The 23,016-nt window shown below is 60.6% G+C and carries 27 protein-coding genes and 4 pseudogenes; 10 read left to right on the top strand and 21 right to left on the bottom strand.

All coding sequences use genetic code 11. The features are described from left to right. Window positions 1-489 (top strand): MFS transporter (locus tag BG842_RS15180; RefSeq protein ID WP_254663208.1); only part of this gene is annotated, 489 nt, incomplete at its 5' end. Here the strand turns inward: BG842_RS15180 and BG842_RS15175 are convergent. After that, entirely contained in the window at window positions 475-1,170 is a 696-nt protein-coding gene (locus tag BG842_RS15175) for a helix-turn-helix domain-containing protein (protein WP_069449248.1), read from the bottom strand. The genes BG842_RS15180 and BG842_RS15175 overlap by 15 nt on opposite strands. A gap of 169 nt (window positions 1,171-1,339) precedes the next feature. On the opposite strand from BG842_RS15175, the pseudogene BG842_RS27655 reads away from it, so the two are divergent. Continuing rightward, window positions 1,340-1,681: pseudogene (locus tag BG842_RS27655) on the top strand (zinc ribbon domain-containing protein); the annotation flags it as partial. Between the two features lie 143 nt (window positions 1,682-1,824). On the opposite strand, the gene BG842_RS15170 reads toward BG842_RS27655, so the two are convergent. After that, window positions 1,825-2,472, bottom strand: coding sequence for a hypothetical protein (locus BG842_RS15170; RefSeq protein WP_069451397.1), 648 nt, complete (start codon window positions 2,470-2,472; stop codon window positions 1,825-1,827). Window positions 2,473-2,567: 95 nt separating this feature from the next. Here BG842_RS15170 and BG842_RS15165 point away from each other — a divergent pair, with 95 nt between their 5' ends. Further along, window positions 2,568-2,960 carry a transcriptional regulator gene (locus BG842_RS15165; RefSeq protein ID WP_069451396.1) on the top strand — a complete coding sequence of 131 codons (393 nt, stop codon included), beginning with the start codon at window positions 2,568-2,570 and terminating at the stop codon, window positions 2,958-2,960. 58 nt (window positions 2,961-3,018) lie between these two features. Here the strand turns inward: BG842_RS15165 and BG842_RS15160 are convergent, their stop codons facing one another. From BG842_RS15160 to BG842_RS30635, 4 genes and pseudogenes are all read right to left on the bottom strand, one after another. Beyond that, entirely contained in the window at window positions 3,019-3,510 is a 492-nt protein-coding gene (locus tag BG842_RS15160) for a hypothetical protein (protein WP_069451401.1), read from the bottom strand. Between the two features lie 128 nt (window positions 3,511-3,638). Beyond that, on the bottom strand, window positions 3,639-4,070 hold the full coding sequence (locus BG842_RS27650; protein ID WP_083252553.1) for an SWIM zinc finger family protein: 432 nt from the start codon (window positions 4,068-4,070) through the stop codon (window positions 3,639-3,641). An 85-nt stretch (window positions 4,071-4,155) separates the two neighbouring features. After that, window positions 4,156-4,756 (bottom strand): annotated as a pseudogene (locus BG842_RS15155) (Fic family protein); the annotation flags it as partial. 967 nt (window positions 4,757-5,723) lie between these two features. Then, window positions 5,724-6,008 (bottom strand): annotated as a pseudogene (locus BG842_RS30635) (primase-associated protein); the annotation flags it as partial. A 29-nt stretch (window positions 6,009-6,037) separates the two neighbouring features. Here BG842_RS30635 and BG842_RS29935 point away from each other — a divergent pair. Next, window positions 6,038-6,178 carry a hypothetical protein gene (locus tag BG842_RS29935; RefSeq protein ID WP_217493333.1) on the top strand — a complete coding sequence of 47 codons (141 nt, stop codon included), beginning with the start codon at window positions 6,038-6,040 and terminating at the stop codon, window positions 6,176-6,178. 34 nt (window positions 6,179-6,212) lie between these two features. On the opposite strand, the gene BG842_RS15145 is transcribed toward BG842_RS29935, so the two are convergent. Continuing rightward, window positions 6,213-6,434 carry a DUF1272 domain-containing protein gene (locus BG842_RS15145; RefSeq protein ID WP_069451394.1) on the bottom strand — a complete coding sequence of 74 codons (222 nt, stop codon included), beginning with the start codon at window positions 6,432-6,434 and terminating at the stop codon, window positions 6,213-6,215. Window positions 6,435-6,535: 101 nt separating this feature from the next. Then, window positions 6,536-6,685, bottom strand: coding sequence for a hypothetical protein (locus BG842_RS31745; RefSeq protein WP_254663206.1), 150 nt, complete (start codon window positions 6,683-6,685; stop codon window positions 6,536-6,538). Window positions 6,686-6,960: 275 nt separating this feature from the next. Here BG842_RS31745 and ggt point away from each other — a divergent pair, with 275 nt between their 5' ends. Beyond that, window positions 6,961-8,631, top strand: coding sequence for a gamma-glutamyltransferase (gene ggt / locus BG842_RS15135; RefSeq protein WP_069451393.1), 1,671 nt, complete (start codon window positions 6,961-6,963; stop codon window positions 8,629-8,631). A 1-nt stretch (window position 8,632) separates the two neighbouring features. Here ggt and BG842_RS15130 read toward each other — a convergent pair whose 3' ends face one another. Together BG842_RS15130 and BG842_RS15125 are read right to left on the bottom strand one after the other, a co-directional pair. After that, complete coding sequence (locus tag BG842_RS15130; RefSeq protein WP_069451392.1) at window positions 8,633-8,986, bottom strand: hypothetical protein; 354 nt, start codon at window positions 8,984-8,986, stop codon at window positions 8,633-8,635. 208 nt (window positions 8,987-9,194) lie between these two features. Next, window positions 9,195-9,440, bottom strand: coding sequence for a twin-arginine translocase TatA/TatE family subunit (locus BG842_RS15125; protein WP_007977186.1), 246 nt, complete (start codon window positions 9,438-9,440; stop codon window positions 9,195-9,197). A 268-nt stretch (window positions 9,441-9,708) separates the two neighbouring features. Here BG842_RS15125 and BG842_RS15120 point away from each other — a divergent pair, with 268 nt between their 5' ends. Next, window positions 9,709-10,275 (top strand): hypothetical protein, encoded by a 567-nt coding sequence (locus BG842_RS15120; RefSeq protein WP_254663205.1) that lies wholly within the window; start codon window positions 9,709-9,711, stop codon window positions 10,273-10,275. Between the two features lie 26 nt (window positions 10,276-10,301). Here BG842_RS15120 and BG842_RS15115 read toward each other — a convergent pair whose 3' ends face one another. Continuing rightward, on the bottom strand, window positions 10,302-10,649 hold the full coding sequence (locus tag BG842_RS15115) for a thioredoxin family protein (RefSeq protein ID WP_069451390.1): 348 nt from the start codon (window positions 10,647-10,649) through the stop codon (window positions 10,302-10,304). 66 nt (window positions 10,650-10,715) lie between these two features. After that, on the bottom strand, window positions 10,716-11,447 hold the full coding sequence (locus tag BG842_RS15110; RefSeq protein ID WP_069451400.1) for a sporulation protein: 732 nt from the start codon (window positions 11,445-11,447) through the stop codon (window positions 10,716-10,718). 97 nt (window positions 11,448-11,544) lie between these two features. Between BG842_RS15110 and BG842_RS15105 the strand changes: the two genes are divergently transcribed. Then, complete coding sequence (locus tag BG842_RS15105) at window positions 11,545-12,042, top strand: hypothetical protein (protein WP_069451389.1); 498 nt, start codon at window positions 11,545-11,547, stop codon at window positions 12,040-12,042. Between the two features lie 22 nt (window positions 12,043-12,064). On the opposite strand, the gene BG842_RS15100 is transcribed toward BG842_RS15105, so the two are convergent. Beyond that, window positions 12,065-12,511, bottom strand: coding sequence for a hypothetical protein (locus BG842_RS15100; protein WP_069451388.1), 447 nt, complete (start codon window positions 12,509-12,511; stop codon window positions 12,065-12,067). A 107-nt stretch (window positions 12,512-12,618) separates the two neighbouring features. Here BG842_RS15100 and BG842_RS15095 point away from each other — a divergent pair, with 107 nt between their 5' ends. Beyond that, entirely contained in the window at window positions 12,619-13,299 is a 681-nt protein-coding gene (locus BG842_RS15095; RefSeq protein ID WP_069451387.1) for an MBL fold metallo-hydrolase, read from the top strand. Window positions 13,300-13,768: 469 nt separating this feature from the next. Here the strand turns inward: BG842_RS15095 and BG842_RS15090 are convergent, their stop codons facing one another. Then, a complete protein-coding gene (locus BG842_RS15090) occupies window positions 13,769-14,452 on the bottom strand; it encodes a haloacid dehalogenase type II (RefSeq protein WP_069451386.1) in 684 nt (227 codons plus the stop codon). Between the two features lie 84 nt (window positions 14,453-14,536). Between BG842_RS15090 and BG842_RS15085 the strand changes: the two genes are divergently transcribed. After that, on the top strand, window positions 14,537-14,890 hold the full coding sequence (locus tag BG842_RS15085; RefSeq protein ID WP_069451385.1) for an SHOCT domain-containing protein: 354 nt from the start codon (window positions 14,537-14,539) through the stop codon (window positions 14,888-14,890). Window positions 14,891-14,896: 6 nt separating this feature from the next. On the opposite strand, the gene BG842_RS15080 is transcribed toward BG842_RS15085, so the two are convergent. Beyond that, a complete protein-coding gene (locus tag BG842_RS15080) occupies window positions 14,897-15,628 on the bottom strand; it encodes a DUF4396 domain-containing protein (RefSeq protein WP_069451384.1) in 732 nt (243 codons plus the stop codon). A 145-nt stretch (window positions 15,629-15,773) separates the two neighbouring features. Beyond that, window positions 15,774-16,747: pseudogene (locus BG842_RS15075) on the bottom strand (aldo/keto reductase). Window positions 16,748-16,916: 169 nt separating this feature from the next. Between BG842_RS15075 and BG842_RS15070 the strand changes: the two are divergent. After that, entirely contained in the window at window positions 16,917-19,136 is a 2,220-nt protein-coding gene (locus tag BG842_RS15070) for a PAS domain S-box protein (RefSeq protein ID WP_254663202.1), read from the top strand. Between the two features lie 86 nt (window positions 19,137-19,222). On the opposite strand, the gene BG842_RS15065 is transcribed toward BG842_RS15070, so the two are convergent. From BG842_RS15065 to BG842_RS15045, 5 genes are all read right to left on the bottom strand, one after another. Next, complete coding sequence (locus BG842_RS15065; protein ID WP_069451399.1) at window positions 19,223-20,263, bottom strand: enolase; 1,041 nt, start codon at window positions 20,261-20,263, stop codon at window positions 19,223-19,225. A 214-nt stretch (window positions 20,264-20,477) separates the two neighbouring features. After that, window positions 20,478-21,242, bottom strand: coding sequence for an SDR family oxidoreductase (locus BG842_RS15060; protein ID WP_069451382.1), 765 nt, complete (start codon window positions 21,240-21,242; stop codon window positions 20,478-20,480). Window positions 21,243-21,413: 171 nt separating this feature from the next. Beyond that, the gene (locus BG842_RS15055; RefSeq protein ID WP_069451381.1) at window positions 21,414-21,797 is read right to left on the bottom strand and encodes a DUF2255 family protein; all 384 of its coding nucleotides are present in this window, start codon (window positions 21,795-21,797) and stop codon (window positions 21,414-21,416) included. Between the two features lie 63 nt (window positions 21,798-21,860). Next, on the bottom strand, window positions 21,861-22,268 hold the full coding sequence (locus BG842_RS15050) for a cupin domain-containing protein (RefSeq protein ID WP_069451380.1): 408 nt from the start codon (window positions 22,266-22,268) through the stop codon (window positions 21,861-21,863). A gap of 47 nt (window positions 22,269-22,315) precedes the next feature. Next, a complete protein-coding gene (locus BG842_RS15045) occupies window positions 22,316-22,993 on the bottom strand; it encodes a helix-turn-helix domain-containing protein (RefSeq protein WP_069451379.1) in 678 nt (225 codons plus the stop codon). Window positions 22,994-23,016: the final 23 nt, after the last annotated feature.

Genomic DNA, 23,016 nt, shown 5'->3' with positions numbered 1-23,016 from the left:
GCTCTTCGCCCCATCGATGTTGCCGGAAAATCGCTCGAACCGGCGCGCTACCTCTACGCCGGACTCCTCACCGTCGGATGGTCGGACAGTTCGCGGCGGCAAACTCACCGACCGCGTGGAAAACACCGCCGCCATCGCCGTCGCCTTCGGTACGTTGGCGCTCATCGCGCTCGTGTTCGTCCCGCCGCGGACGCCGGGCTCGTCCCCCTGCTCGTCGTCAGTTTCGCGCTCGGATTCTGGCTGTTCGCGGTGCAACCGCTGTATCAGGCGACCGTCGCCGAGTTCACGCCGCCCGACGCCCGTGGGCTCTCTTACGGCTACACCTATCTCGGCGTGTTCGGAATCGGCGCGCTCGGTGCGGCCGTCGCTGGCTACGTGCTCCAGTACTACTCGCCGACGGTCCTGTTCCTCGTCCTCGCGGGATTCGCGACGGTCGCGTCACTACTCGGCGTCTTGCTCTCGCTTCGAGCGGAATCAGACCCCGTTTGAGTTGACGTGCTTGCCCACCTCTTCCATCACCTTCCGCTCCGCACGGGCGAGGTGTTCCCACGCCGTCGTGGACGCGATGCCGACGATATCGGCGATGTCCTCGATGCTGGTCTCCTTTTTCGGTTGGTAGTAGCCGAGGTCGATGGCCGTACCGAGCACCTCTCGCTGTCGTCCCGTGAGTTCGTGGACGACGCGCGAGAACTCCAACTGCTCCTGTTCGGCGACCGTCCCGAGTTCGACGTTTCGAACGAGGTCGGTCTCGTTCCCGGCGCGTTCGAGCGACTCGACGATTTCGTTCAGGTCGTCTGCGTCGTCCAGATACAACGTCCAGTGTTCCCACCCGGCGGTTATCGTCGCTCCGGTTCGGTAGTGGACGCCCAAGTCGGTCAACCGCTGTGAGATGCTGTCCCACTGGTAGCTGTCGATGGAGACGGCGACGAGGACGCGCGGAGCGTCGAGCGGCGTCAACGGGTCCACATCTAGTACGGGTTCCGCGGCCTCAAACTCGTCGAGGAAGCCCGCGATCGACGCTTTCGGGCCGGTTATTTCGACGATGCGTTTTCGCTCCGCGGCGCTTCCCGTCATCGACGAGACAGAGCGAATCGTGATGGCCGGATAATCGGCGCTGATGTCGCTCTCCGGCTCGCCGTGGTGACGTATCCGAAGCGTCACTTCTCGCATTACTACAATCGAGGAAATCGAATGTGTTGAACCTTTGTATCCATTCTAGCTACTTTTCTGAATCATAGAGCGTATGTTTTTCTCATTTTCTCCCTCGATTCTTTGGTAACCAGTCAAGGCCTGCGGAGACTACGCTCCTTACGGACACTGTTGTATCTGCACAGCACCTCGTACAACGTGGAACCAGATTCCCTGTGAAACGGTTGAGTCACCGTACAACTCAAAATCGTGTTTGTGCTGTGGACGCCGTGGCTACCGCCAAGGTCGGCGGTTCCGTTGCACAAATGATTCGTGTGCGGTTCAGCAAGACCATGCTGACCGGAACGCGAGCGTGAATGTGGCGTGGCGAGCGTGGGCAAAACACGCTGGCATCGACGGTGAATCGGTTAATTACCGGACTCGCAAAAACCAACCGTTTGTTCGGAAGGTGAGCCTGTCTGGGTCGGGGCGCTCTGTAAACCGCCCAACCTCATCCCGCGAAATCGCTTCGCGTGGAATGCTATCGGCATAGGCTGAGGGAACAAGAAAAGCCACGGGTCACCCGCCCCGTGGTCGTTTACCTATGTTCAAAGAGTTTTCGTCGTTTCGACACGTGCCTCCCTCGCGGAGTGACCGACTGCCACAAGACCGGAAAAAGTGAGCAGGGGGGAGATATCACTCAAGCTGTGGGAGGTCGCCATGTTGTTCGCGTCGTGCGAGATCACGGACGAACAACCGAAGTTGACGGACAAGATCATCGCGGTCATCATATGAGTAGATTCGCGCGTCCCACCGATCTTGAACTGCAGCGATCATCGCACTCCGGACACCGGATTCGTGAATGAACAGTATTCGTTCCTGATGTTCGGTCGGCGCTCGCTCATTGTGCTCACGAAAGATGGCCTCAAGAACGGATCCAGTCTCGATGCCGACGCCGAGGTTATCACCGATTTGTGGGACGATGTAGATGATGGCGTTGCTTGCGAGCGCGAATTCGATGCTTTGGGTTGCGGCGTCCATCTCCTCTAGCGGGATATCGATATCGACGGCCAGAAACGCGTTGACACCCGGCTCAGTCCGAAGTCGATCGCGAGCATACAACAACAAATCGAACACTGCCTCTTGCTGGTCGAGGTCGATGTCCGATCCGACAAGTGCACCGAAGTCCACCGTTTCTGGGATCGAACGGAGGATCTCGCGGTCGTCAGTTTCAGCCGCGTCCAGCAGTGCATCGACGTCGAATGTCTTGTATGGTCCCATCAGATAGACGAGAAAGTGTGAGTGAGCTAGCTCGCCGAGTTCGTCGAGTAGACGGTCGCGCATTACACCTCCATCTCGCGCCAGTATATAAATAAGCTGCTTTTCTGTAAGTGCTGAGTCAGCGAGTACTTATGCACCTGTGTGAGTAAGTACTAAGTATGGCTGAAACCGATCGTTCGTCCCCCGACGCGGATGATCTGGCAGGACTCCTGCCGGAACACAGTTTCCTCTCTCTCGAACAGTATCTAGCCATGCAGCGAGCTATCGGGAACGAAACCCGCTTCCGGATTCTCCATTTTCTCACCGAAACAGGAGCCCACAGTGCAAAAGAACTCGAACAGGGACTTGATCTTCCCTCAAACACACTCCACTATCATCTCGATGCACTCGTCGATGTGGGACTCGTCGAGAATCGAAAACAGAAGACGCCCGACAGCGATGGGCTCTACTCGTACTATCAGGCCACCTCACTCGGTGAGGGGATACTTGAACACGGCGTTCGAGAACTGATGCGCGAGGAGTGGGACCTCCTCGATATGTATGGTAAGTAACGTAACAGAGAAGTACGTTTCCGCCCCCGAGCCGAAAATTGAAACAGTTTCTTTCTAATTAGTAGTGGACATCTGCCGGAATGATCCACACCTGTTCGTCAGCAGCGAGCACATGATCAAGGTGTTCACGATTCCGAATCGCGTCACCGAATTCGGTGTAGAGGTAGAGCGACGGGCCACGATACGCGCCGAGATTGTAACAGGCGTGGCGTGCAAGATCTTTGTCGTGCATGAGTTCCTCATCACTGAACTCGGTGACCGCCATTCTCACCCGTTCGAGATTCCGTTCGAACTCCTGTCTGGTTGCCTCCCAGCCACGTTCTAAGAGTTTTTCGCCGTCGTCTGAGTCGACTGGTGCGACGACCGGAAGTTCGCCCCACCGAGCCTTGCCTGCGACGGACGACCGCTCGTCATCGAACATCACATAGTAATCAAAGATAGCAGCATTGTCGGGGCCAGCTCCGACAAGCCGATCGAACGCTGCTTTTCCGCATGCAAGTGCCGTCTCTTCGGTCGATGCCTCTACGAGTGCGTAAATTACCTGGTGCATATCGGTCACCTCGCCGACGCAATGATTCGACACAACGCTATCACACAACACTTCATCTGTGCGCCGGCACCCATCGCCGGCGCCAATAAAATCACACTGCGAGAAAGCAGATTCACACGTGATTCGTCCTACTTTTCCGGGAGATAGCGACGCCCGGACCGTACACAGGGCCAACACGGAAAGCCACCCAGTCCATCACAGTCACAGTCTGCTGGCTGGTCACTGTCTTCTACATGGGTTTCAGCTTCCTTCTCGATTTGTATCCCGCCGTCTGCAACGAGGGAATGGTCTGTTGCTGCCTGCAGGAGTGGCGTTCGAATTGCGACGCCAACGCGATGTTTGCATGCACCGTCGTACCGTGCATCCGCAGGACACTCACAAGCGATGGGGATCCCATCGCAAACGGTGACGAGATATTCATGGTCGGCCGGATTCGCGTGACTCGTATTCCGAACGAGGACACCCCTCGTTGTGAGTGAAAATTCGAGGGCTTCGTACTGGGCACGCTTTGCAACTCGCTTCGTGAACGTCAATTGGGACAGGACGTTGTTACTGGACATTCTCGCTCCACGAGGCACGCAGTGTGCCCCGCACCCCTCGGGGGCACAAAAAATAGCTGTACGTCGTCTCGTGTCCGCTCACTCCTTACTCAAGGATGTCGAACACATCGACTGCTTTGTACTCCTTCCCACGTTGTCCCTGTCACTTCCTCTATGAGGCCATCTGCTTCGAGATCGTCGACGATCTTGTAGGCGGTTCGACGTGAAACATCGAGATATTCCACCAGGTCTGGAGCAGTGAAATATGGACACTGGAGCAACTGACGAGCGAATGCGTCCGTGGTTGTACTCCCCGAGTACTCGTTCTCGTACCGCTCTTGGAGTTCTCGGAGTTGTTGTGTCCGGGTGTACGATGTCTCGGCTTGACTCCGAAGCCCTTCAATGAAGAACGTAAGCCACTCGTCCCACGCACCCTCCTCGCTCACTGCACGCATTCGCTCGACGTACTCGACTTTGTGGCGATTGAAATACGCACTCGGGTAAATGTACGGACTTTCGAGATAGCCCTCGCTCGTCAGGTAGAGAATGATGAGAAGGCGTCCGAGCCGACCATTTCCGTCTGAAAAGGGATGTACTGTCTCGAAGAAATAGTGGATAATGCCAGCGTCGATGAGCGGATGGTACTGTCCACCCATCTGGATGTATGACTCGAGCGACTGCATGAGTCCAGTGAGCCCTTCTGGGGTCGCTGATGGTCGGATCTACGCAATTGGAGCTCGTGAGTAGTCTGAACGTTCGGATGTCGATTGTGTTTCGCGATCACGAGGTCTCAGGGGCATTCTTCCGCACTGCGAAAGACCACTTCGGCGTCCTCAAGAGAGCCGCCATCCATATCTAATACCAGTCCAGCTACAAAGAATTCTGTCCCGCTTGTTGGTGCAAATAGACCTTCTCTGTATGATATGGCTTTGATATATAACGATGGAAGCCGGCAACTGTACTGCTCACGATACTGGGGTACCACTCAACTCAATCCATGGTAGTATGTCCTCACTCGACCGACGGTGAATGCACGTACTCTGCTCAAAATATACTATTGCTGAAACAATCGGTTGGTAGTGACTGCGACCTCATTCACGGGGGATCGTCCATTGGTTGACCTCCCATTGTTGTTCCTCGCTGTCGAGTCGCCACCCTTCTTTGTACGGTCCCAATTGCTCGACTTTCTTTGTTTCCCACTATTGATACTTCCGTAATCTCGGCGATCTCTGCTCGCCCTCGCAATTCAGCACTTACATACTCTCCACCTGCACCCCTGTACCCCCCTATTACTTTGGAAGATTTTGGAGGTACAGGTCGACCTTTGACAGTTTTAAAATCGTGTATAGGGGCGTAGGGCTGGTTTCCGGCCGTAAAATCCAGCCTTAGGATCATCGAGAGCAGTTCTAAATTGTAAATGCAGCCTTACAGCGTCTCAAACCGCTACCAACGCCACTTCTCGATTCGCCATCCAATTATGTAACTCATCCAACCTTAGGCAGGGGGTTTTCTTGTTACTATTCCAACCTTAGGATTTGGGGGTCAAAACCGCTGAGCCCCCGAAAATTCATGCATAGAAGAGCTAAATCCAGCCTTAGGTTTACACCATCGCCGTCGACTGGAAAACAATATCAGATGTTTGGTTATTTTGTGATAGAGTAGCCCATTTTCCGTTCAATTAGGCCTCGATTTTGAGTGGCCATCGAGCTGCTCATACAGTTCATCTGGGAACGGAAGACTCCCATAGATTGAGTATGGACACTGATCGCGCCCGATACAGTAGCGTTGCATATCATCGTTCGAACAATTCATTGGAAGGGGAATCTCGCCGTCGATCTCGTTCTCAAGTTCGTATCGAATTTGGTACTCCGTTATCTCCTCATCGTACCAGGACCACCGGGAAAACAGTTCTTTCACATCAATGATGAATTCTGCTGTGCTTGCGTCTCGATATTGGGGTGGAGTTTTGCACACCTGGCCACGAAACGGTGCAGTCCACGGACCCGTTCCGACTCGGAGTGGACGTGAAACTGGACGGTGAAACCCTCTCGCTCACGCTGGACCGGGACGGCACCGTCGTCTCGACCGCGATAGCAGGGATACCCGACGAGGCTCCACATGACTGCTGAACGGCGTCCTCGTCCAAACCGACAGCTACCTGCCTTACTCATCGTCGGTTGTCGAGTCCTCGTCTTTCTCGTCTGTCGTTTCCGATTTCTCTGCCACCGGAACCACGGTTCCGCCGCACTCCGGGCAGACGTCGTGGCTCGTGTAGAGGCGCTTTCCGCAGTCCGTACACTCGTAACTCGCTTCTTCGGCCGCGACCGCCTCGGAGGTCTGTTTGAACTCCTCGACTTTCCGGCCGATGTTCTTGAATAGTCCCATCGTTATCGGCACAGAGGGGGATGGGAAGGATAAGTCTTGGTGAGCTGAGAACTCCGATACCGTGCGAACGGCGACCCGAATCGACCCGCTTTCTGCCCGGTTCAGTCGAAAATCCGTTCTTTCGAGGACTCACTGAAGCCGTCGCTCGTCTCTTTCGTCGTCTCGTAGACGCACCGGAGTTCCGCTATCGCCCCCTCGTGTGCATCGACCCGCAAGTCGTGATAGGCCGTCGTTCGCGGCGCTTTGACCATCACCGCCGCCGAGGTCCGGCAGGAGCACGACGCCCCGCCTACCGAGGTGGACGTTGACGAAACTCTGCGTGCTGATAACGCCATCGTGAGTGACGTACGGTGCGCGCGCCGACCGCGGGCGCGGCGGTGGCGATGGCGAAACTGGTTCCCTCGTCGGTTTCCTCCTGGACGCAGATTGAGAAGGCCATATGCGTGTGGTTATCTCACATTCCGATAAGGATCACCCCGGACCTATTTGGGGGGTACTTTAGGGTTGCATCCGAGTATGTCATTGTATGACGCAACCCGATTTGGATAGGTTTACTTCGCGGCGTTCGACCGTTTACGCGCCGAACGGTGTCGTCGCTACCAGTCAACCGCTCGCTTCGCAAGCGGGCGTCTCGATTCTACAGCAGGGGGGGAACGCGTTCGACGCCGCCGTCGCCACCGCCGCGGCGCTCAACGTCGTCGAACCGACGAGTACTGGACTCGGCGGCGACGTGTTCGCGCTGTATCGCACCGCGGACGGCGACGTCGGCGCGATGCGAAGCTGTGGCGGCGCGCCCGCCGAGGCGACCATCGAAAACGTCCGCGCCTCGTTGAAAGCGCAGGATGACCCGTCGGAGTGGTACCCTGAGAACCGCGGGTACGCCGTGGACGGCACCGAGGACACGGACGACCTCGGCATGCCGTTCCTCGGCCCGCACGCCGTCACCGTCCCCGGAACCGCCCGCGGGTGGGAGGCGACGGTGGAGCGCTTCGGGAAGCTATCGCTCGAAGACGCGCTCCAACCCGCCATCGACTACGCCATCGGCGGCTATCCGGTCTCGGAAGTCATCGCCTCCCACTGGGTCGGCGCGGAGGCCCTCTTCAAGACGGACCACGCCCGCGAGGCGTACCTGAAGGACGGCACGGCACCGGAAGCGGGCGAGACGATGACGCTTCCCCGCCTCGGCGAGAGCCTCCGTCGAATCGCGGAGGAGGGCGCGGACGTGCTGTACGAGGGGGACATCGCCGAGAAAATCGCCGAGGAGGTACAGTCACAGGGTGGCTTTCTCACCGTGGAGGACCTCGCGGCGTTCGAACCCGAGTTTCCCGACCCGGTTTCGACGACGTACAACGGCGCTGAAATTTACGAACTGCCGCCGAACAATCAGGGCCTCATAGCGCTGGAGGCGCTCAACATCGCCGACGAACTCGGCGCGAGCGACCACCCCATCGACTCGCCCGAACGGGTTCACTACTTCGCAGAGGCGATGAAACTCGCGTTCCACGACGGCCACCGCTACATTACGGACCCGGAGTACGAGGATATCCCCCCGCTGGCGTCCAACTCGTGGGCGAAGAAACGAGCAGAATCCGTCGGCGAGAGCGCGAACCACGACGTTTCGTTCGGCGTTCCCGACGCGAACGCGGAGGACGCGGATACCGTCCTCCTCTGTGTCGCCGACGACGAGGGCAACGTCGTCTCGTTCATCAACTCCCGCTTCGCCGGGTTCGGCTCCGGACTCGTCGCTGGCGACACGGGCATCGCGCTCCAGAACCGCGGCGCGTCCTTCTCGCTGGACCCCGACCACCCGAACCACCTCGAACCCGGAAAGCGCCCGTTCCACACCCTGATTCCCGCGCTCGCCAAGTTCGACGACGACGACTGGGCCGCCTTCGGCGTGATGGGCGGCTACATGCAACCGCAAGGCCACGTCCAAGTCGTTTCCAATATCGTGGATTACGACCTGCCGTTACAGGCCGCGCTCGACCTACCGCGCTGGCGCTACCGTGAGGACGGCACCCTCGCCATCGAAGGGAGAATGGACGGCAACCTCGCCACGAAACTCACGCGGAAGGGCCACGACGTGCGCGTCCTCGCGCCGGTGCTCTTCGGCGGCGCACAGATAGTGAGAAACGACAACGGCGTCCTCTCCGGTGCGACCGAACCGCGAAAGGACGGCAACGCCTCCGGGTACTGAACTACTCTTCCTCTTCTTCCTCGTCCGATTCCGTCTTGTCGTCCGCTTCTTCGTCTTCGTCCTCTCCGTCCGCTTCTTCGCTTTCCGCGGAATCCTCCGCCTCCTCTTCTTCGTCGTCCGATTCCGTCGTGGTACCCACGTCGGTATCGTGAATCTCGATTTCCATCGGGCCGCTTTCGGACCCGCTGAACTCACCCAACTCCTCGCCGAGGCTCGATTCGTTTCGGCTCTTTCCGACGAGATAGCCAGCGATAAAGGAAATCCCGAGGAGGACCAGCGTTTTGAGTCCCGAACCGGACCGCTCCGCGCTCTCGGGTTCGGTTTCCGATTCCTCGTCTGTCGCGTTCTCGGACATACCGTTCGCTTTGCGGGTGAGTGACTTTTCCGTTGTGGTCGGGGACTGACACGGCGGTTGTCGCCGTCGGAGTGGACAGTTTACGGCGTCACCGTGGCCTAGCGGGTCGAACGAGCTCGGCACGCCGACGGACGATGCCGTCGCTCGTCGGTGACGTCAGAAAATCCGGTTCGGGCCGGGTGTTCCCCGAGACCCCCAAAATCCGCGGTTACGCGTCCGCTTCGGTTTCGACCGTCGGGTTCTGCTCGGTGTCGCTGCCGGAGTCGCGCATCTCGCGGAGCTCCGTCTCGACTTCTTCGCGGCCTTTCTTGAACTCTCCCATCGCCTCACCGGTCGAACGGGCGAGTTTCGGAATCTTGTTTGCACCGAACAGGAGGACCGCGATGAGCAGAATCACCGCGAGTTCCATCCCACCAGGAACTGGCCCGAACAGCGGAATCATTTCGACTACCATCTGTGTAAAACGATACCGTTCGGTTATTTATAGGCTTTTTGCCTCGTGGTAACTGTTACCACAACTCTGCTCGTCTCTCCTCCTTCTTTATTGTATGATAATTGTCATTTTCTCCCCTCCGTTTTTCAGTACCTTACTGATATTGCTGCTTGTCGGCCGCGAGAGGCGTTCTATCGATTGAATCGGTCGCGCATCCCGCCTACTAGACTCAGGTACGAATACAGACAAATAAAAACATTTATATAATTGCTCCCGGGCGAAACTGGATATGGAGTCAACAGCAACGTCGGATACCGAACCGCAGTCGATGCGGTCGAAACGACTCGCGTCGTTCTGCACTCGCGGGTTCACGTTCGGTCTTCTCTCGTATCTCGTCGGCTATCTCCTCGTCGCGGCACTGTTCGTCGTCGGTCCCGCGAACGTCAAGGGCCCCCTCGATGTCAAACTCAAGTGGTTCGGATTCGCGTTCTACAACGCCCACTTCATCCCCATCGCCATCGGGAGCCAATCGTACAACTACATCAGTCAGGCATCCGACCCGGCGGTTCCGCCCATCGTGTACTACGCGATTCCGGTCGTCTCGCTCCTCGTGACGAGCGCCGTGTTCTCCGCTCGCAACCGTCTGGGTGAGACGGTCGAAACTGTCGTCTACTCCGGCGCGAGCATCACCGTCGGATACGCGGCGATGGCAATCGTCGGCGCGTTCACATTCACGCTCCCCATCCTCGGGATGACGGCGCAACCGGACCTGCAAAAGGCGGCCGCCATCGGTGCCGCGTATCCCATCGTGCTAGCGACCGTGACCACCTTCGCGGTCGTCTTCCTCCGCCGATAACAGATTCGCGGTATCGTTTCCCTCGATTACGTATCGTTCGATGTTTCGACAAATTCGACGACCGCCTCCGTTCCCCGAAAGCCGTCGGCCATTCGGTCTACGAGTTCGCCATTCTCGAACAGCAGGAGGGTCGGCACGCTCCGGATGTCGTATCGCTCGACCAGCGAGAGGTCCTCTCCGAGGTTGACCATCGCAACCGCGACGTCCGTCGCGCGGGCGACGTTCCCGACGACGGGTTCGATGGCCTGACAGAGGGCACAGCCGTTCGTGTAGCAATCGACCAGCAGTCGGTCGTGTTTCTCGATGCAGCGGTCGAGTTCGTCGGCGTCTTCGACCCGTAGCGGCTTCGTATCGTCCTCGCTCACGTCGTTCACGACCGGAGTACGTGCGCGGTGTACTTGGGAAACTCGTTTTCGGAACTCCTCGTTTCGACGGGTCGCTTACGCGTGCCGTTCGATTTCCGAACGGAGTGCCGACTCCATCTCGCGCGCTCCCTCGTTCGTGAACGACAGTTGCGACCACCGCTCGTCGATATCGGCCATCTCCGAGAGCAGACCGCCGCGGCGGTCGATTTCGAGCTTCACGTCGAGTCCCGCTCCGGTCTCCGTGGGGACGACTTCGAGTTCGTCGAGCGCACCGGCGAACGGACCAGCGTGCGGGACGAACTCCAACTCCTGAACGAACCGTCCGGAGAAGATGGACCCCGGTGCCTGTTCGCACTCGGCCGACCTGAGCCTGAATCCGAGCGAGTCGAGCGCGTCCATGAACGCACCGAGCCGCGGGCCGGGTTCGACCTGCACCGGGTCCTTGTCCTCGGGGTCCACCGACCAGTCGATATCGAGGCCGGTTTCGAGCCACACGTTCGTCCGCCCGGCCGTGATGGGCGCATCGAGTGGGACGTCGATGGTGACGGGGAACGTCCGCTCCTCGTCCGGACCGATGGTGAACGGGTCGGCGACCTGGAACTTGTCGATGACGCCGGTTCGAACGCTGTCGTCGGTTTTGTATCGAGTCAACAGCGCGAAGTAGATGGCGTCAACTTCCTGTTCGGAAGAGCCGCCTTCGACGCGGACTTCGACATCGACCGACTCTCCGGCCGAGAGCGTGGTTTTCGGGAGGATGGTATCGACGCGGGCGGAACCAATACCAACGCGGGAAAGGATTTGTTTCATTCCACCGGTCACTTGCTCCATTTCCGATATAAGCTTTGTTGGTGCAGGTCGGTAGCGTTCGACACGGCTTTGTGTCCCGCCATCGCCCCTTCGAGCGATGACCGAGCCGGAACGCGCCGCCCGTGAATTCCTCCTCGCCGACCGCCGAGAAACCGTCCGCACCCTTCTGCAGTGTGCGAAGCGAGTCGCCGAGGGGTGGGACGACGGTTCGACGGACGACCTCGATTCGACGGACGGCCCCGATTCAACTGGCGGCCGGAACTCGACGACCGACCGAGATTCCGTCGTCCGACCGCTCTCGCGCGAGCTTCGGAAGACGGGGTTGTTGGAGCGGCTCCCCGACCTCCTCTCGGAGACGGTAACCGCCGCCGGATTCTCGCTTCAGGCGCGGCCGGTTCCCGCGCCGCCGTACGTGGCCGTGACCAGTCGCGGGCCGGTCCTTCGCGCCACCCTTCCGGCGGGTCGCCTCGTCGTTTCGTTTCGCCTGTTCGACGTGGTTCGAGAGGAGGACGCCACCCGAGAGGACGGGGTTCGGGTTCGGTACGTTCTCGGCGCGTGCGACCCCGAGAAGGTCGTCTCGGTCGAATTGCGGTGACTCCTCCCGCCGTCGAGCGGCGTCAGGTCGCTGGCGGTTCGACGCTCACGGTTCCCGCCGCGCCGCCCGCGATTGCGCCCTCCAGCGCGACGATTATCCCCGCGAGGAGCGGCAGGGCGATGCCGAGTTGCGCGTCGTACGCGGCCAACCAGAGTGGGATGCCGCCCGTCGCTATCAGGTAGTTCATGCCCCAAAGCGCGCCCACTTCGCTTCCGGGCGTCGCCATGGTGTAGCCCAGAACGACGGCGAGGGCGACGCCGCCTATCGCGCCCGCAAGCAGGCCGTGCCGGAATCCGTCGCGCCAGTTGCCGCCCGCGAACCATCCGGCGACGTATCCACCGGCGAGGCCGACAGCGAGGAGGACCAGCGCCGCCGAGACGCGGACGCTTCGGGGGAGCGGAATCGTCGCGCCGACGGCGATCGCGAGCAGTTCGACCAGCGCGCCCGCACCGATCGCTTCGAATCGCATGCCCCACACTGGGCGCTTCGTGTGGGAAGACGTTTCGGCCTCCCCTGCCCTGATTCGAACGCTCGATGGGTTTCGAATATTAAGTGTCCGCGACCCGTCGCCCCGATATGGCCCGGCAACTCGCTCCCGGCGTGTGGATGCTCGAACTCGCGGTTCCCGTCGTCGGCGCGAACGCCTTCCTCGTGGACGACGGCGAGGTGACGCTCGTGGACGCGGGCTTGCCGCGATTCGGGTTGCGCCGCGAACTCCGCGATGCGGGTTACGACGCCGCCGATATCGACCGCGTGCTGCTCACGCACTACGACATCGACCACGTTGGCGGCCTCCGCGACCTCCCCGCCCTCGACGCGCCGGTGTTCGTCGGCGAGCGCGACGCCGACCTGCTCGCCGGGCGGTACGACCCGCCGCTTTTCCACCACAAGGGCGCGTTTCATCGAGTCGCGCGCCGACTCGTTTCGATTCCCTCCCGGTTCGACGTCCGGCCCGTCGCCCACGGCGCGCGAATCGGCGAATTCACGGCCTACCACACGCCCGGCCACAACCCGGGGCACACGGCCTACGTCCACGACGGACTCGGCGTCGGCCTCCTCGGCGACCTAGTATGGGAGCGCGACGGGACGCTGACGCCGCCCGAGTGGTGGGACTCCTACGACACCGGCGAAATCCGACGGAGCATCCGGGCGTTCGCCGGGTCCGTCCCACCGCTCGACCTCCTCTGTATGGGTCACGGCACGCCGATTCTCCGCGGCGGGTCCGACGCGCTCGCGTCGCTGGTTCGACGACTGTGATGCGTTTCGGTATTTCGTTGTCGCACCTCCTCTTGCCTCTAGCGTTCGTTCTGCCCTTCGAAACTGTCCCTTCCTCGGCCGTGATTTCAACCGCTAGGGTCCACCCCTCCCCGATTTTGGCTTCGCGCGGGACGTGAGTCCCGCGCTTCGCCTCGTCTTCCGCCCCGAATCGCCCGGACGAGCGGCCGTCGCAAATCTGAATCCGACAGTTCGACGGGTGGGGTGGCCAAGTGAGCGGACCGAGCGGACCGAGCGGACGCGAAGCGTCCGCGAGGGGAGCAGGCGGTGGGGTGGGGTACGGTGGGGTGGGTGGTCCCTAGCGACTGCACACACCATCGCTATTTCCCCGACACTGTTGCTGGCAGGGATATCGAATTCACTGTTCTCCGGACCCGCTCTGCATTCACGCGACCCTTCCCCACACGTTCCCCAGTCACGCGGTTCTCCAATCACGCCGCTCCGTTCGATTTCATACGCCGAGTTCGTCGGCGAACTCGGACAGCGAATCGACGGTCAGGTCGGGGTCGCCGTCGAACGGTTCCCACGGCATATCCTTTCGATTCAGCCACACGCCCTGCAGTCCGGCGTGTTTCGCACCCATCACGTCGAACCACCCGGCCGTAACGTGGGCGAGTTCCTCGACCGGCACGCCGATTCGGTCGGCGGCGTGGCGGTACAGTTCCGCGTCGGGTTTGAACGTCCTCACCTCGTCGGCGCTGATGGTGTCCGAAAGTAGGTCGCCGATGTCGGCGTGTTCGACCATCGAATCGAGCATTTCGGGGTTGCCGTTCGAGACGACGTAACAGTCGTAGCCGCCGTTCCGCAACCGCTCGATGCCGCTCCGAACGTCGTCGAACACGTCGAGTTTGTGGTAGACCGCGAGGATTTCGTCGCGCTCGTCCGCGGACACGTCCGTGTCGTGGACCGACAGGGCGTATTCGAGCGCGTCGCGGTTCATCTCGTAGAACGTTTGATACGCGTCGATGTGATTGCCCACGAAGGTGTATTCGAGCGACCGAGCGCGCCAGAGTTTCGAGACGGGTTCCGGGTCGGCGACGCGCTCCGCGAGCGCCTTCTCGGCGGCGTCCACGTCCACCAGCGTGCTGTACGAGTCGAACGTCACCGTCGAAACGCGGTCGGAATCGAAGGCCATGCGTCGAACCGACGGAGCGGGGCGGGTTAACCGCTGGGGCGCACCACCACCACGATTATTTTCTTCCCCGTCCAGTATCCGAATATGACCACGGCAAACGACGGTAACTCGTTCCTTCGACTGCTCGTCGTCATCGTTATCGCCCTCCTGTTGTTCCCGATGGTGATGATGCTGTTCGCGTTCCCCATGATGGGCGGGTGGATGATGGGCGGTCAATACGGCCCGGGATACGGCGCGATGCCCGTGTGGGGCTGGCTCGTCATGCTCGTTCCGCTCGGTCTCCTCGTCGCGCTGGGCTATCTCGCTTACCGAGTTCTCCGCTCCGGCGAGCACGGGACCGACCCGGCGCTCGCCGAACTGCGGATGGCGTACGCCCGCGGCGACATCTCGGAGGAGGAGTTCGAAAACCGACGCGAGCGACTCCGCGGCGAGCGCTGACCGCGTTCAGTCGGCGGAGTGCGCGCTTCCCTCGCCCATCTTCTTCGGGTTCATCATCCCCTCCTTGATGCCGAAGCGGACGAGCGCGGCGTTCACCGGGTAGGCGAACAGGAACCCGACCGAGAGCGAGAAGGCGAGCGACCCCCAGAACAGGGGACTCCCGAACTTCGCGCCCCCGGCGAGCAGGAGGTCCGTGCCGATGGCCGTGATTTCCATGATGGTTATCGACGGCGTTTCGCTGTAGAAGGCGTCGGCGAACGCCGTCCGGAAGCCTTCTCCCTCCTGCATCAGCGGCCCGACCGTCAGCGCGTAGCCGAAAACGTACGCGAGTGCGAACGTTCCCGCGGCCTGAACCAGCGTGCTCCCGACCGCGAGCATACCCGCGATGGTTACCATGCCGACCACTTCTCCGGCACCGCAGCCGGAGTAACAGTGTGCGGTCGAGCGAAAGCCGCGACGCCACAGCGAGTCGTGGGAAATCTGGGTTCGTCCGGAGTACCAGTAGATGGCCAGTCCGAACGGCCCGGAGTACAACACGACGAGCGTCCAGACGAACTTCATCAGCGAGGGGAGCGCCCCGTTTCGCTCCCGGATGTCCCACCACAGGACGCCGACACAGACGAGGACGAGAAGCGCCCACGCACCGAGTAACGTCGGATTCGACAGTATCGGCTTCAGTAGTTCCCGCGCTGGCTCGAACGCGTGTTCGACTTGCGTGACGACGTGTGTGAGTTGCATGCGATGGTCACCTCGGAGTCCGCGTTCGGACCCGCATGTATGTGACCGCGCTTTTATACCATTCTGGCTAATGACGACGAAAAATCACCGTCGGAAATGCACGGAAGACAAAAATCAGAGGCGCTTTCGTGTGCTCTATTTCAATTCACTGGTGGCCGGACACGCGAACCGGTTCGTACGGTTCTTCGAGATACGCCATGTCGCCCGAGGAGAGGTCGATGTCGAGCGCCTCGACGGCCTCCTCCAGGTGTTCAATGCTGGTCGTTCCGACGATAGGGCGTCCACGGCGTCCTTGTGGAAGAGCCACGACAGCGCGATTTGCGCCATCGTAACGCCCTTCTCGGCGGCCAACTCCTGCACTCGTTCGTTGATTTCCTCGCCGCCACCCTCGGCGTAGGGGTGCTCGTGAGCGTAGTCGTCCGTCTTGCCGCGAGTAGTGTCCTCGAACGCCTCGTAGGGACGGGTGAGGAAGCCGCGGGCCAGCGGACTCCACGGGATGACACCCATGCCCTCCTTTTCACAGAGGGGGAGCATCTCGCGCTCTTCCTCCCGGTACGCGAGGTTGTAGTGGTTCTGCATCGTGACGAACCGGTCCACTCCGATTCGCTCGCTGGTGTAGAGCGCCTCGGCGAGTTGATGTGCCCACATCGAACTCGCGCCGAGATAGCGGACCTTCTCGCGTCGAACCGCGTCGTCCAGCGCCCGCATGGTGGTTTCGATGGGCGTGTCGGGGTCCCAGCGGTGAATCTGGTAAAGGTCGATGGTGTCCATTCCGAGGCGCTCGCGGGAGTTGTCGAGTTCCTGCTCGATGGCCTTCCGCGACAGGCCCCCGGAGTTGGGGTCGTTTTCGTCCATCTGGAAGTAGCCCTTCGTGGCGACGACCATCTCGTCGCGTCGGCCCTCCAGCGCCTTCCCGAGGATTCGCTCGCTTTCGCCCTTCGAGTACATGTTCGCCGTGTCGAAGAAGTTGATACCGAGGTCGATGGCCCGCTCGATGATGGGCATGCTCTCGTCCTCGTCCAACACCCATTCGCGCCAGTCGCTCGACCCGAAGCTCATACAGCCGAGACAGATTCGACTGACTTCCATTCCGGTGTCCCCGAGCGTCGTATACTCCATGCGCGTTCGCTCGTCGCCCGCGAGGAAAAAGGTACGGGCAACGGAGATTTCCTCGGTCGAACGAACGACCTCTCCCCGCGAAGTACGGTATCGGGAGGAGAACCCCACGGATTTCGATACTACTAATTATTAGGCAACGAATACGATAGTTGATAGAGAAGTTGAAACGATGATGGATGACATCCGTGTGCTATTCGTTGACCCCCTCTCTGACGCGGGTGTTTTTCCGGGCCGTCTCGCCGATGCCATCGACAGTCTCTCCGTCGTGGAGGCGCGGACCACGGACGAAGCACTCGATGTCCTGTCGGAGCGTCGTATCGACTGCGTTATCAGCGCCTACGCGCTTCCCGATTCCGACGGTATCGAGTTGTTGCACGCGGTCAGGCAAACGCGATTGAACCTTCCGTACATCCTCTGTACCGAATCCGGGAGCGAAAAAATCGCAAGCAGAGCCATCTCCGCCGGTGTGACCGAGTACCTCCGGGCCGGGGGCATCGACTTGGAAACGCTGGCGAAGCGCGTCGAACGAATCGTCTCTCCATCCGAAACGAGCGGCACCGACCGGCGATTTAACCACTACCGTTCCATCGTGCAGGCGATGGGTGACGGTGTGTACACGCTGGACACGAACGGCCGTATGACCGCCGTCAACGATACCCTCGTCGATATCTCGGGCTACGAACGTGACGAACTCGTCGGCGAGCACATCTCGATGCTGTTGGACGACGAGGACGTCGAGCGCGGGGACGAACTCATTAGAGGCCTCATCCGTGATAACGACGCCGTCGGTCAGTTACTGGCGACGCTTCATACGGTGGATGGGCGGACCGTCCCGTGCGAGGCCCGCATCGGGTTGCTCACGCACAACGACGTGTTTCGCGGAACCGTGGGGGTGTTCCGAAGTATCGAGGAGCACGAACACGTCAAGAAGGAGCTTCGTGACGAAAAACGACGAATCGAGGAACTCCACGAAGTGGCATCGGAGATGGAGTCGTGCCAAACGGCGGACGAAATCTGTGAACTGACCGTCGATGCGGCGGAAAGTATCCTCCAGTTCGACATCTGCGGTGTCGACCTCATCGAGGACGATCACTTCGTTCCGACTGCTATCTCCACCGGCATGACGAACGACGGGTACTCCAAACTCCGGACCAACGAGGGTATCGCCGGAAAAACCCATCAAAATAACGAGACATACGTTATCGACGACGTGCGCGAGGAATCGGATGCGGTCCCGGCACAGGCCGAATACCGGTCGCTCCTCAGCGTTCCCGTCGGTGACGAGGGCATCTTTCAGGCGGGGTCGCGCGACGTCGCGTCCTTCGACCGCGACGACGCCGAATTGGCCGAACTGCTGGTTTCACACACCGCCGAGGCGCTTCGACGAATCAACTCGCAAACGGCCCTTCGGGAGAGCGAAGAGAAGTACCGAACGCTGGTCGAACAGAGCCACGACGCGATCTATATCTACCGAAACGACTCGTTCGAGTTCATCAACCAGCGCGTGTGTGACTTGACAGGGTACACGCGCGACGAACTCATGGAGATGGAAATTTGGGACCTGATACATCCCGACGACCGCGAGGAGGTAAAGCACATCGCAAGCGGTCGAAGCCGCGGCGAGCACTCGCCGCACTACGAAGCCCGCGTCGAGACGAAACACGGCGACATCAGACATATCGAATTCAGCGTGCGCATCATCACGTACGAGGGCAAACACGCGCACCTCGGCTCCGCCCGTGACGTGACCGGACGAAAGAAGCGAAAGCAGGAGCTCAAGCGACAGAACAAGCGCTTGGAGGAGTTCGCCAGCGTCATCTCCCACGACCTTCGCAATCCCTTGAACGTCGCACAGGGCCATCTCGAACTCGCTAAAGAACGCGGAGAGGACCGCCACTTCGAGAAATCGGAGAGCGCCCTCGACCGAATGGAGAGCCTCATCGCCGACCTCCTGACGCTAGCGCGACAGGGGCAGGTCGTCAGCGAAACGGAACCGGTCGAACTTCCGACCATCGTTCGACAGGCGTGGTCGAACGTTGAGACGGGGGACCGAACGCTCATCGTGGATACCCTCGGAACCGTCGATGCCGACCCCGGACGACTGCAGGAACTGTTCGAGAACCTGTTTCGAAACGCGGTCGAACACGCCGGTGACGAGACGACCGTTCGCGTCGGGGGACTCGCGGACGGCTTCTACGTCGAGGACGACGGTCCCGGCATCCACCCCGAGGAACGCGACGCCGTGTTCGAACACGGCCACACGACCGCAAAGAGCGGGTCCGGACTCGGACTGTCCATCGTGAAGGGCATCGCAAACGCACACGGCTGGTCCATCTCCGTGTCCGACGGATCGGACGGCGGCGCGCGCTTTCGGATTCGACGGAGCTAGGTGCCCCCCGCCCTCGCCGCCGCCCGTTTCGTTCTCCGCTCGCTCGACATCGACGCGAAACGGTGCTTCCTCCGCTACTTATCGAGCTACTCCCACCGAAACCCTTCGACGGTCGGCGCTGGCAGCGGACTCGACTGTAACCCGGCGGTCGGTTCCGGGTCGTTGTACGACCGCGGAGCCACGTCGTTCGGCCCGTCCGGGTAGAACAGCGACGCCAGTAGTTGAATCTGTCCGCGGCCGACGCCGAGTTCGAACTGCCCGCCGCCGTACAGCCGAATCCCGTGCTCGGCACAGTATTCCAGCGCGTCGAACAGCGACTTGACGGTTCCGAAGCGCGAGGGCTTGATGTTCAACCACTCGGGTTCGAACGGGCGCGATTCGACGCTCTCGACGCCCGTAATCGGCGCGTCCCACGACACCCGCTCGCGCACCGAATCGAGCACGGTCGCCGTCTCGTCGGTGTACGCCGGGTCCTCGATGACGACTTCGGGCAGCGCGTCCGCCACGCGCCGGTACAGCTCGGGATTCGGAGACTGGCCCACCTCCGCCTCGCCGTACTCCGCTTTCATGTCCACGATTCGAACCCGCTCCGTCTCGGCCAGTTCCGAGACGAGTTCGTCGTCCCACTCCGGCGTGGCGTCGAGTTTGAACCCCAACTCGGGGTCGATGTCGAGCCACTCGCGCACTCGGTCGGCGCTCGGCGGGTCGCCCAGCCGCGTGCTCACGACGAATCGTACCGGTTCCGGCGTGCGGTCGAGGACGGCCGCGAGGTCTGTCCCCGCCTGCCGAAACGCGAGGTCGAGCGCCGCACTCTCGAACGCCCACTGTCGGTAGTGTCGGAAATCCTCGCGCGACGGTCCGACCGGGAACAGGTCGAGGTCCGATAGCGCTTCCGAGAACGAATCGAGGGTGTAGGTCCCGGTCAGGCCGAACTCCAACTCCGCCAACCCGTGCTGGTCCTCCGCGTCGTAGGTCACGTCCTCGCCCTTGCCGACCTCCCCGCCGCCGCGAAGCGAGATTTCGGTCGTGACGCGCGTGAAATCGCTCGACGTCTCGCGTTCGTGCGGCTCGAACGAACAGGACTCGATTTCGAGCGGCAGGTCCGCGACTGACTCGTAGAGTGTCATCGAACGATGAAACGGCAGGGAGAGTGAAAACTGTCGGGTCGGTTCACGTCGATTGACGGTTTCCATGGTCTCGCGGCCGACGGAAACGACATCGACGTTCCGGACTCTCGGGTCTCGTTAGGCCGGGCATTTTCCCGCTTCCCATCGATCTCCCTCGTTGAAATTTCAGTGCGTGATTGGTTTCAGCGAGTGTGTCGAGTTCCGTTGAGCGTGGCTACGGTTGCACTTGGTCCGTTGGACGGATCAAGACCTCGTTGATGTCCACGTGCTCCGGCTGGGTCACGACGAACGTGATCGTCCGGGCGATGTCGTCGGGCTGGAGAGCCTGCATCGTTCCGACGTGGCCCTCTACCCCTTCTTTGATCTCCTCGTCGGGAATGTGTTCGAGGAGTTCCGTACTGACCGCACCCGGTTCTATCGTCGCCACGCGGATTCCCTCGGAGGCGACGTCCAGACGGAGCGAATCGCCGAACATCTTCACACCGGCTTTCGCCGCGTTGTAGTGCGTGCTGTTCGCTTGCAGGAACCGTCCGACGACCGAAGAGAGGTTGACTACGTGTCCGCTCTCTTGCTCCAGCATCGTGGGGATGACGGCGTGTGTCAGGGTGATGAGACCGGTGAGGTTGACGTCGATGGTCCGCTGGAGCGTTTCCCTGTCCGCGTCCGCGATATGCGTGAGGGGCATGAGCCCAGCATTGTTCACGAGGATGTCGATGCGACCGTATTCGTCGGTCGTCGCTTCGACTACGGTGTCGATGTCCTCGTCATCGGTGATGTCGGTCGGAACGACGAGTGCCTCGCCGTCTTCGTCCTCGATTTGGGCCGCGAGTTCGTCGAGTTCATTTTCCCGTCGAGCGGCGAGTACGACACTCGCACCGCGCGCCGCCAGCGACTTGGCCGTCGCTTCTCCAATCCCGGAAGACGCCCCGGTAACGATTGCTACCTGTCCATCTAGTTCGGAACCAAACTCTGCTGTCATCAACTGAAAGAAGGAGACGGTACGGGGTAGATTCGATGCTATCTGTAAAGCGCGTTTAAGTACCGATGATAACGAACTCGACACCGCTCGTCGGGTTCTCCAGCTACTCGCTATTCGACCCCGCGAAGCTACTCTCTAGCGCCTCGACGATATCTTCGAGGTGCGCAACGATCAGTCGCTGGTTTCGCGTGGCAGTATCTCGATGGTGGCGGAGCGGGCCCGCTCGCTGACCATCGATTCGAGGTACGGGCTTCCCTCGTACTTCTCGCGGTAGGCTTCGTCGATGCGGTCGGTAATCGGTCCATCGACCGGCTCGAATGTAACCTCCTTCGTCATACCGGCGGCCTCGATTCGCCCCGCGTTTTCTCGGACCGCGGCCCGATACCAACTGGAGTCCTGACCGTTGTAGGCACGCACGTAGAGGGCGTCGTCGACCCGGACGGACCATATCCACGTCGGAGTGCCGTACGTCTCGCCGTCCTCACGGAACGGCGCGATGTGCAGGTCGTCGGATTCCGCAATCTCGCTCAATTCGTCGTCTGGCCATGCAGTCATCGGTATCTCCTCGAAAGTGGGGGACGCATACTCGGATGTCGGTTCGGCGGTATCGGCGTTGGATTAGCTATCCGACTCCGGGTCGTACTCCTCGTCGGTGACGTGTTCCAGCCAGGTGACGGCCTCCCCGTCCTGCTCTTCCTGGATGGCGATGTGGGTCATCGCGTTGTCCGGCGTCGCACCATGCCAGTGTTTTTCGCCCGGCGGGAACCAGACCACGTCGCCCGCTCGTATCTGCTCGATTTCTCCGCCTTTGCGTTGTACGAGGCCACACCCGCTCGTCACTATCAGCCGTTGGCCAAGCGGGTGGGTGTGCCACGCGGTGCGAGCACTCGGTTCGAACGTGACGCTCGCCGCCGCCGCGCGGGCCTCGTCTTGCGGGTCGAATAAGGGGTCGATTCGGGTGCTTCCCGTGAAGTACTCGTCGGGTCCCTCGACGGAGGGTTGTGAACAGTCTCTGGTGATATCCATGAATTGTACCGCTCTTCAGTAGAACGTCGTGTGACTTGGTTTCGATGCTATCTGGAAAGGGTACTTATGTGCTCCTGCACGTCGAGCGAGGAGGTGAGGAGCTGGCGCTCGCCGCGCCGGAGGAGACTCGACAGCGACGGTTGTGAAATATCTAACTCCTCGGCGAGTTCCGCGGCCGTCACTTGGCGCGGGCTCTCGTAGTATCCGCGAGAGACGGCGAGCGTCAGGGCCTCGCGTTGACGGTCCGTGAGTTCGTCTCCCGTGCGGTCGTTGGACGAGGATTGGTCGGGTGTGATGGAGATGAGGTCGAGCGAGATTCCGTGGTTCTCGAACGTGGTGTGAAAGTCGTGGAACGTCTCGTAGTCTTTGAATTCTTTCGTTTCGTGCCACCCTTCCGACGTGATGATCGTCGATTTCATCTTCGCACCGTCGAAGCGTTCTGGGTCGAAGGCCGGGGATATCGAGTCGTCGAGTTCGACGGTGAGCTTGTAGACGGTTGTATCGCCCCGGTCTCCGAGCGGCGTTACCGTTACGACTTCGTCGAGCGCTGCGAGTTGCGCTTCGGAGACGTCATCCTCGGCGTCGATTTCGACGATGAATACCCGCGCGTCAGGCTCGAGACAGAGGGCGTGGGAGCACACGATTTCGTCGGGCGGAAGCGTCGTCGGGATACTGACGAGCGGAAGTGCGGATGAACGAAGTCGAAATTCCGTCGTGATGGTCATTGTGTGGAGTCACGCTTTGCGCC

The organism is Haladaptatus sp. W1 (assembly GCF_001723155.1).
Lineage (GTDB): Archaea > Halobacteriota > Halobacteria > Halobacteriales > Haladaptataceae > Haladaptatus > Haladaptatus paucihalophilus.
This window is presented reverse-complemented; position numbering and strand designations above follow the sequence as displayed.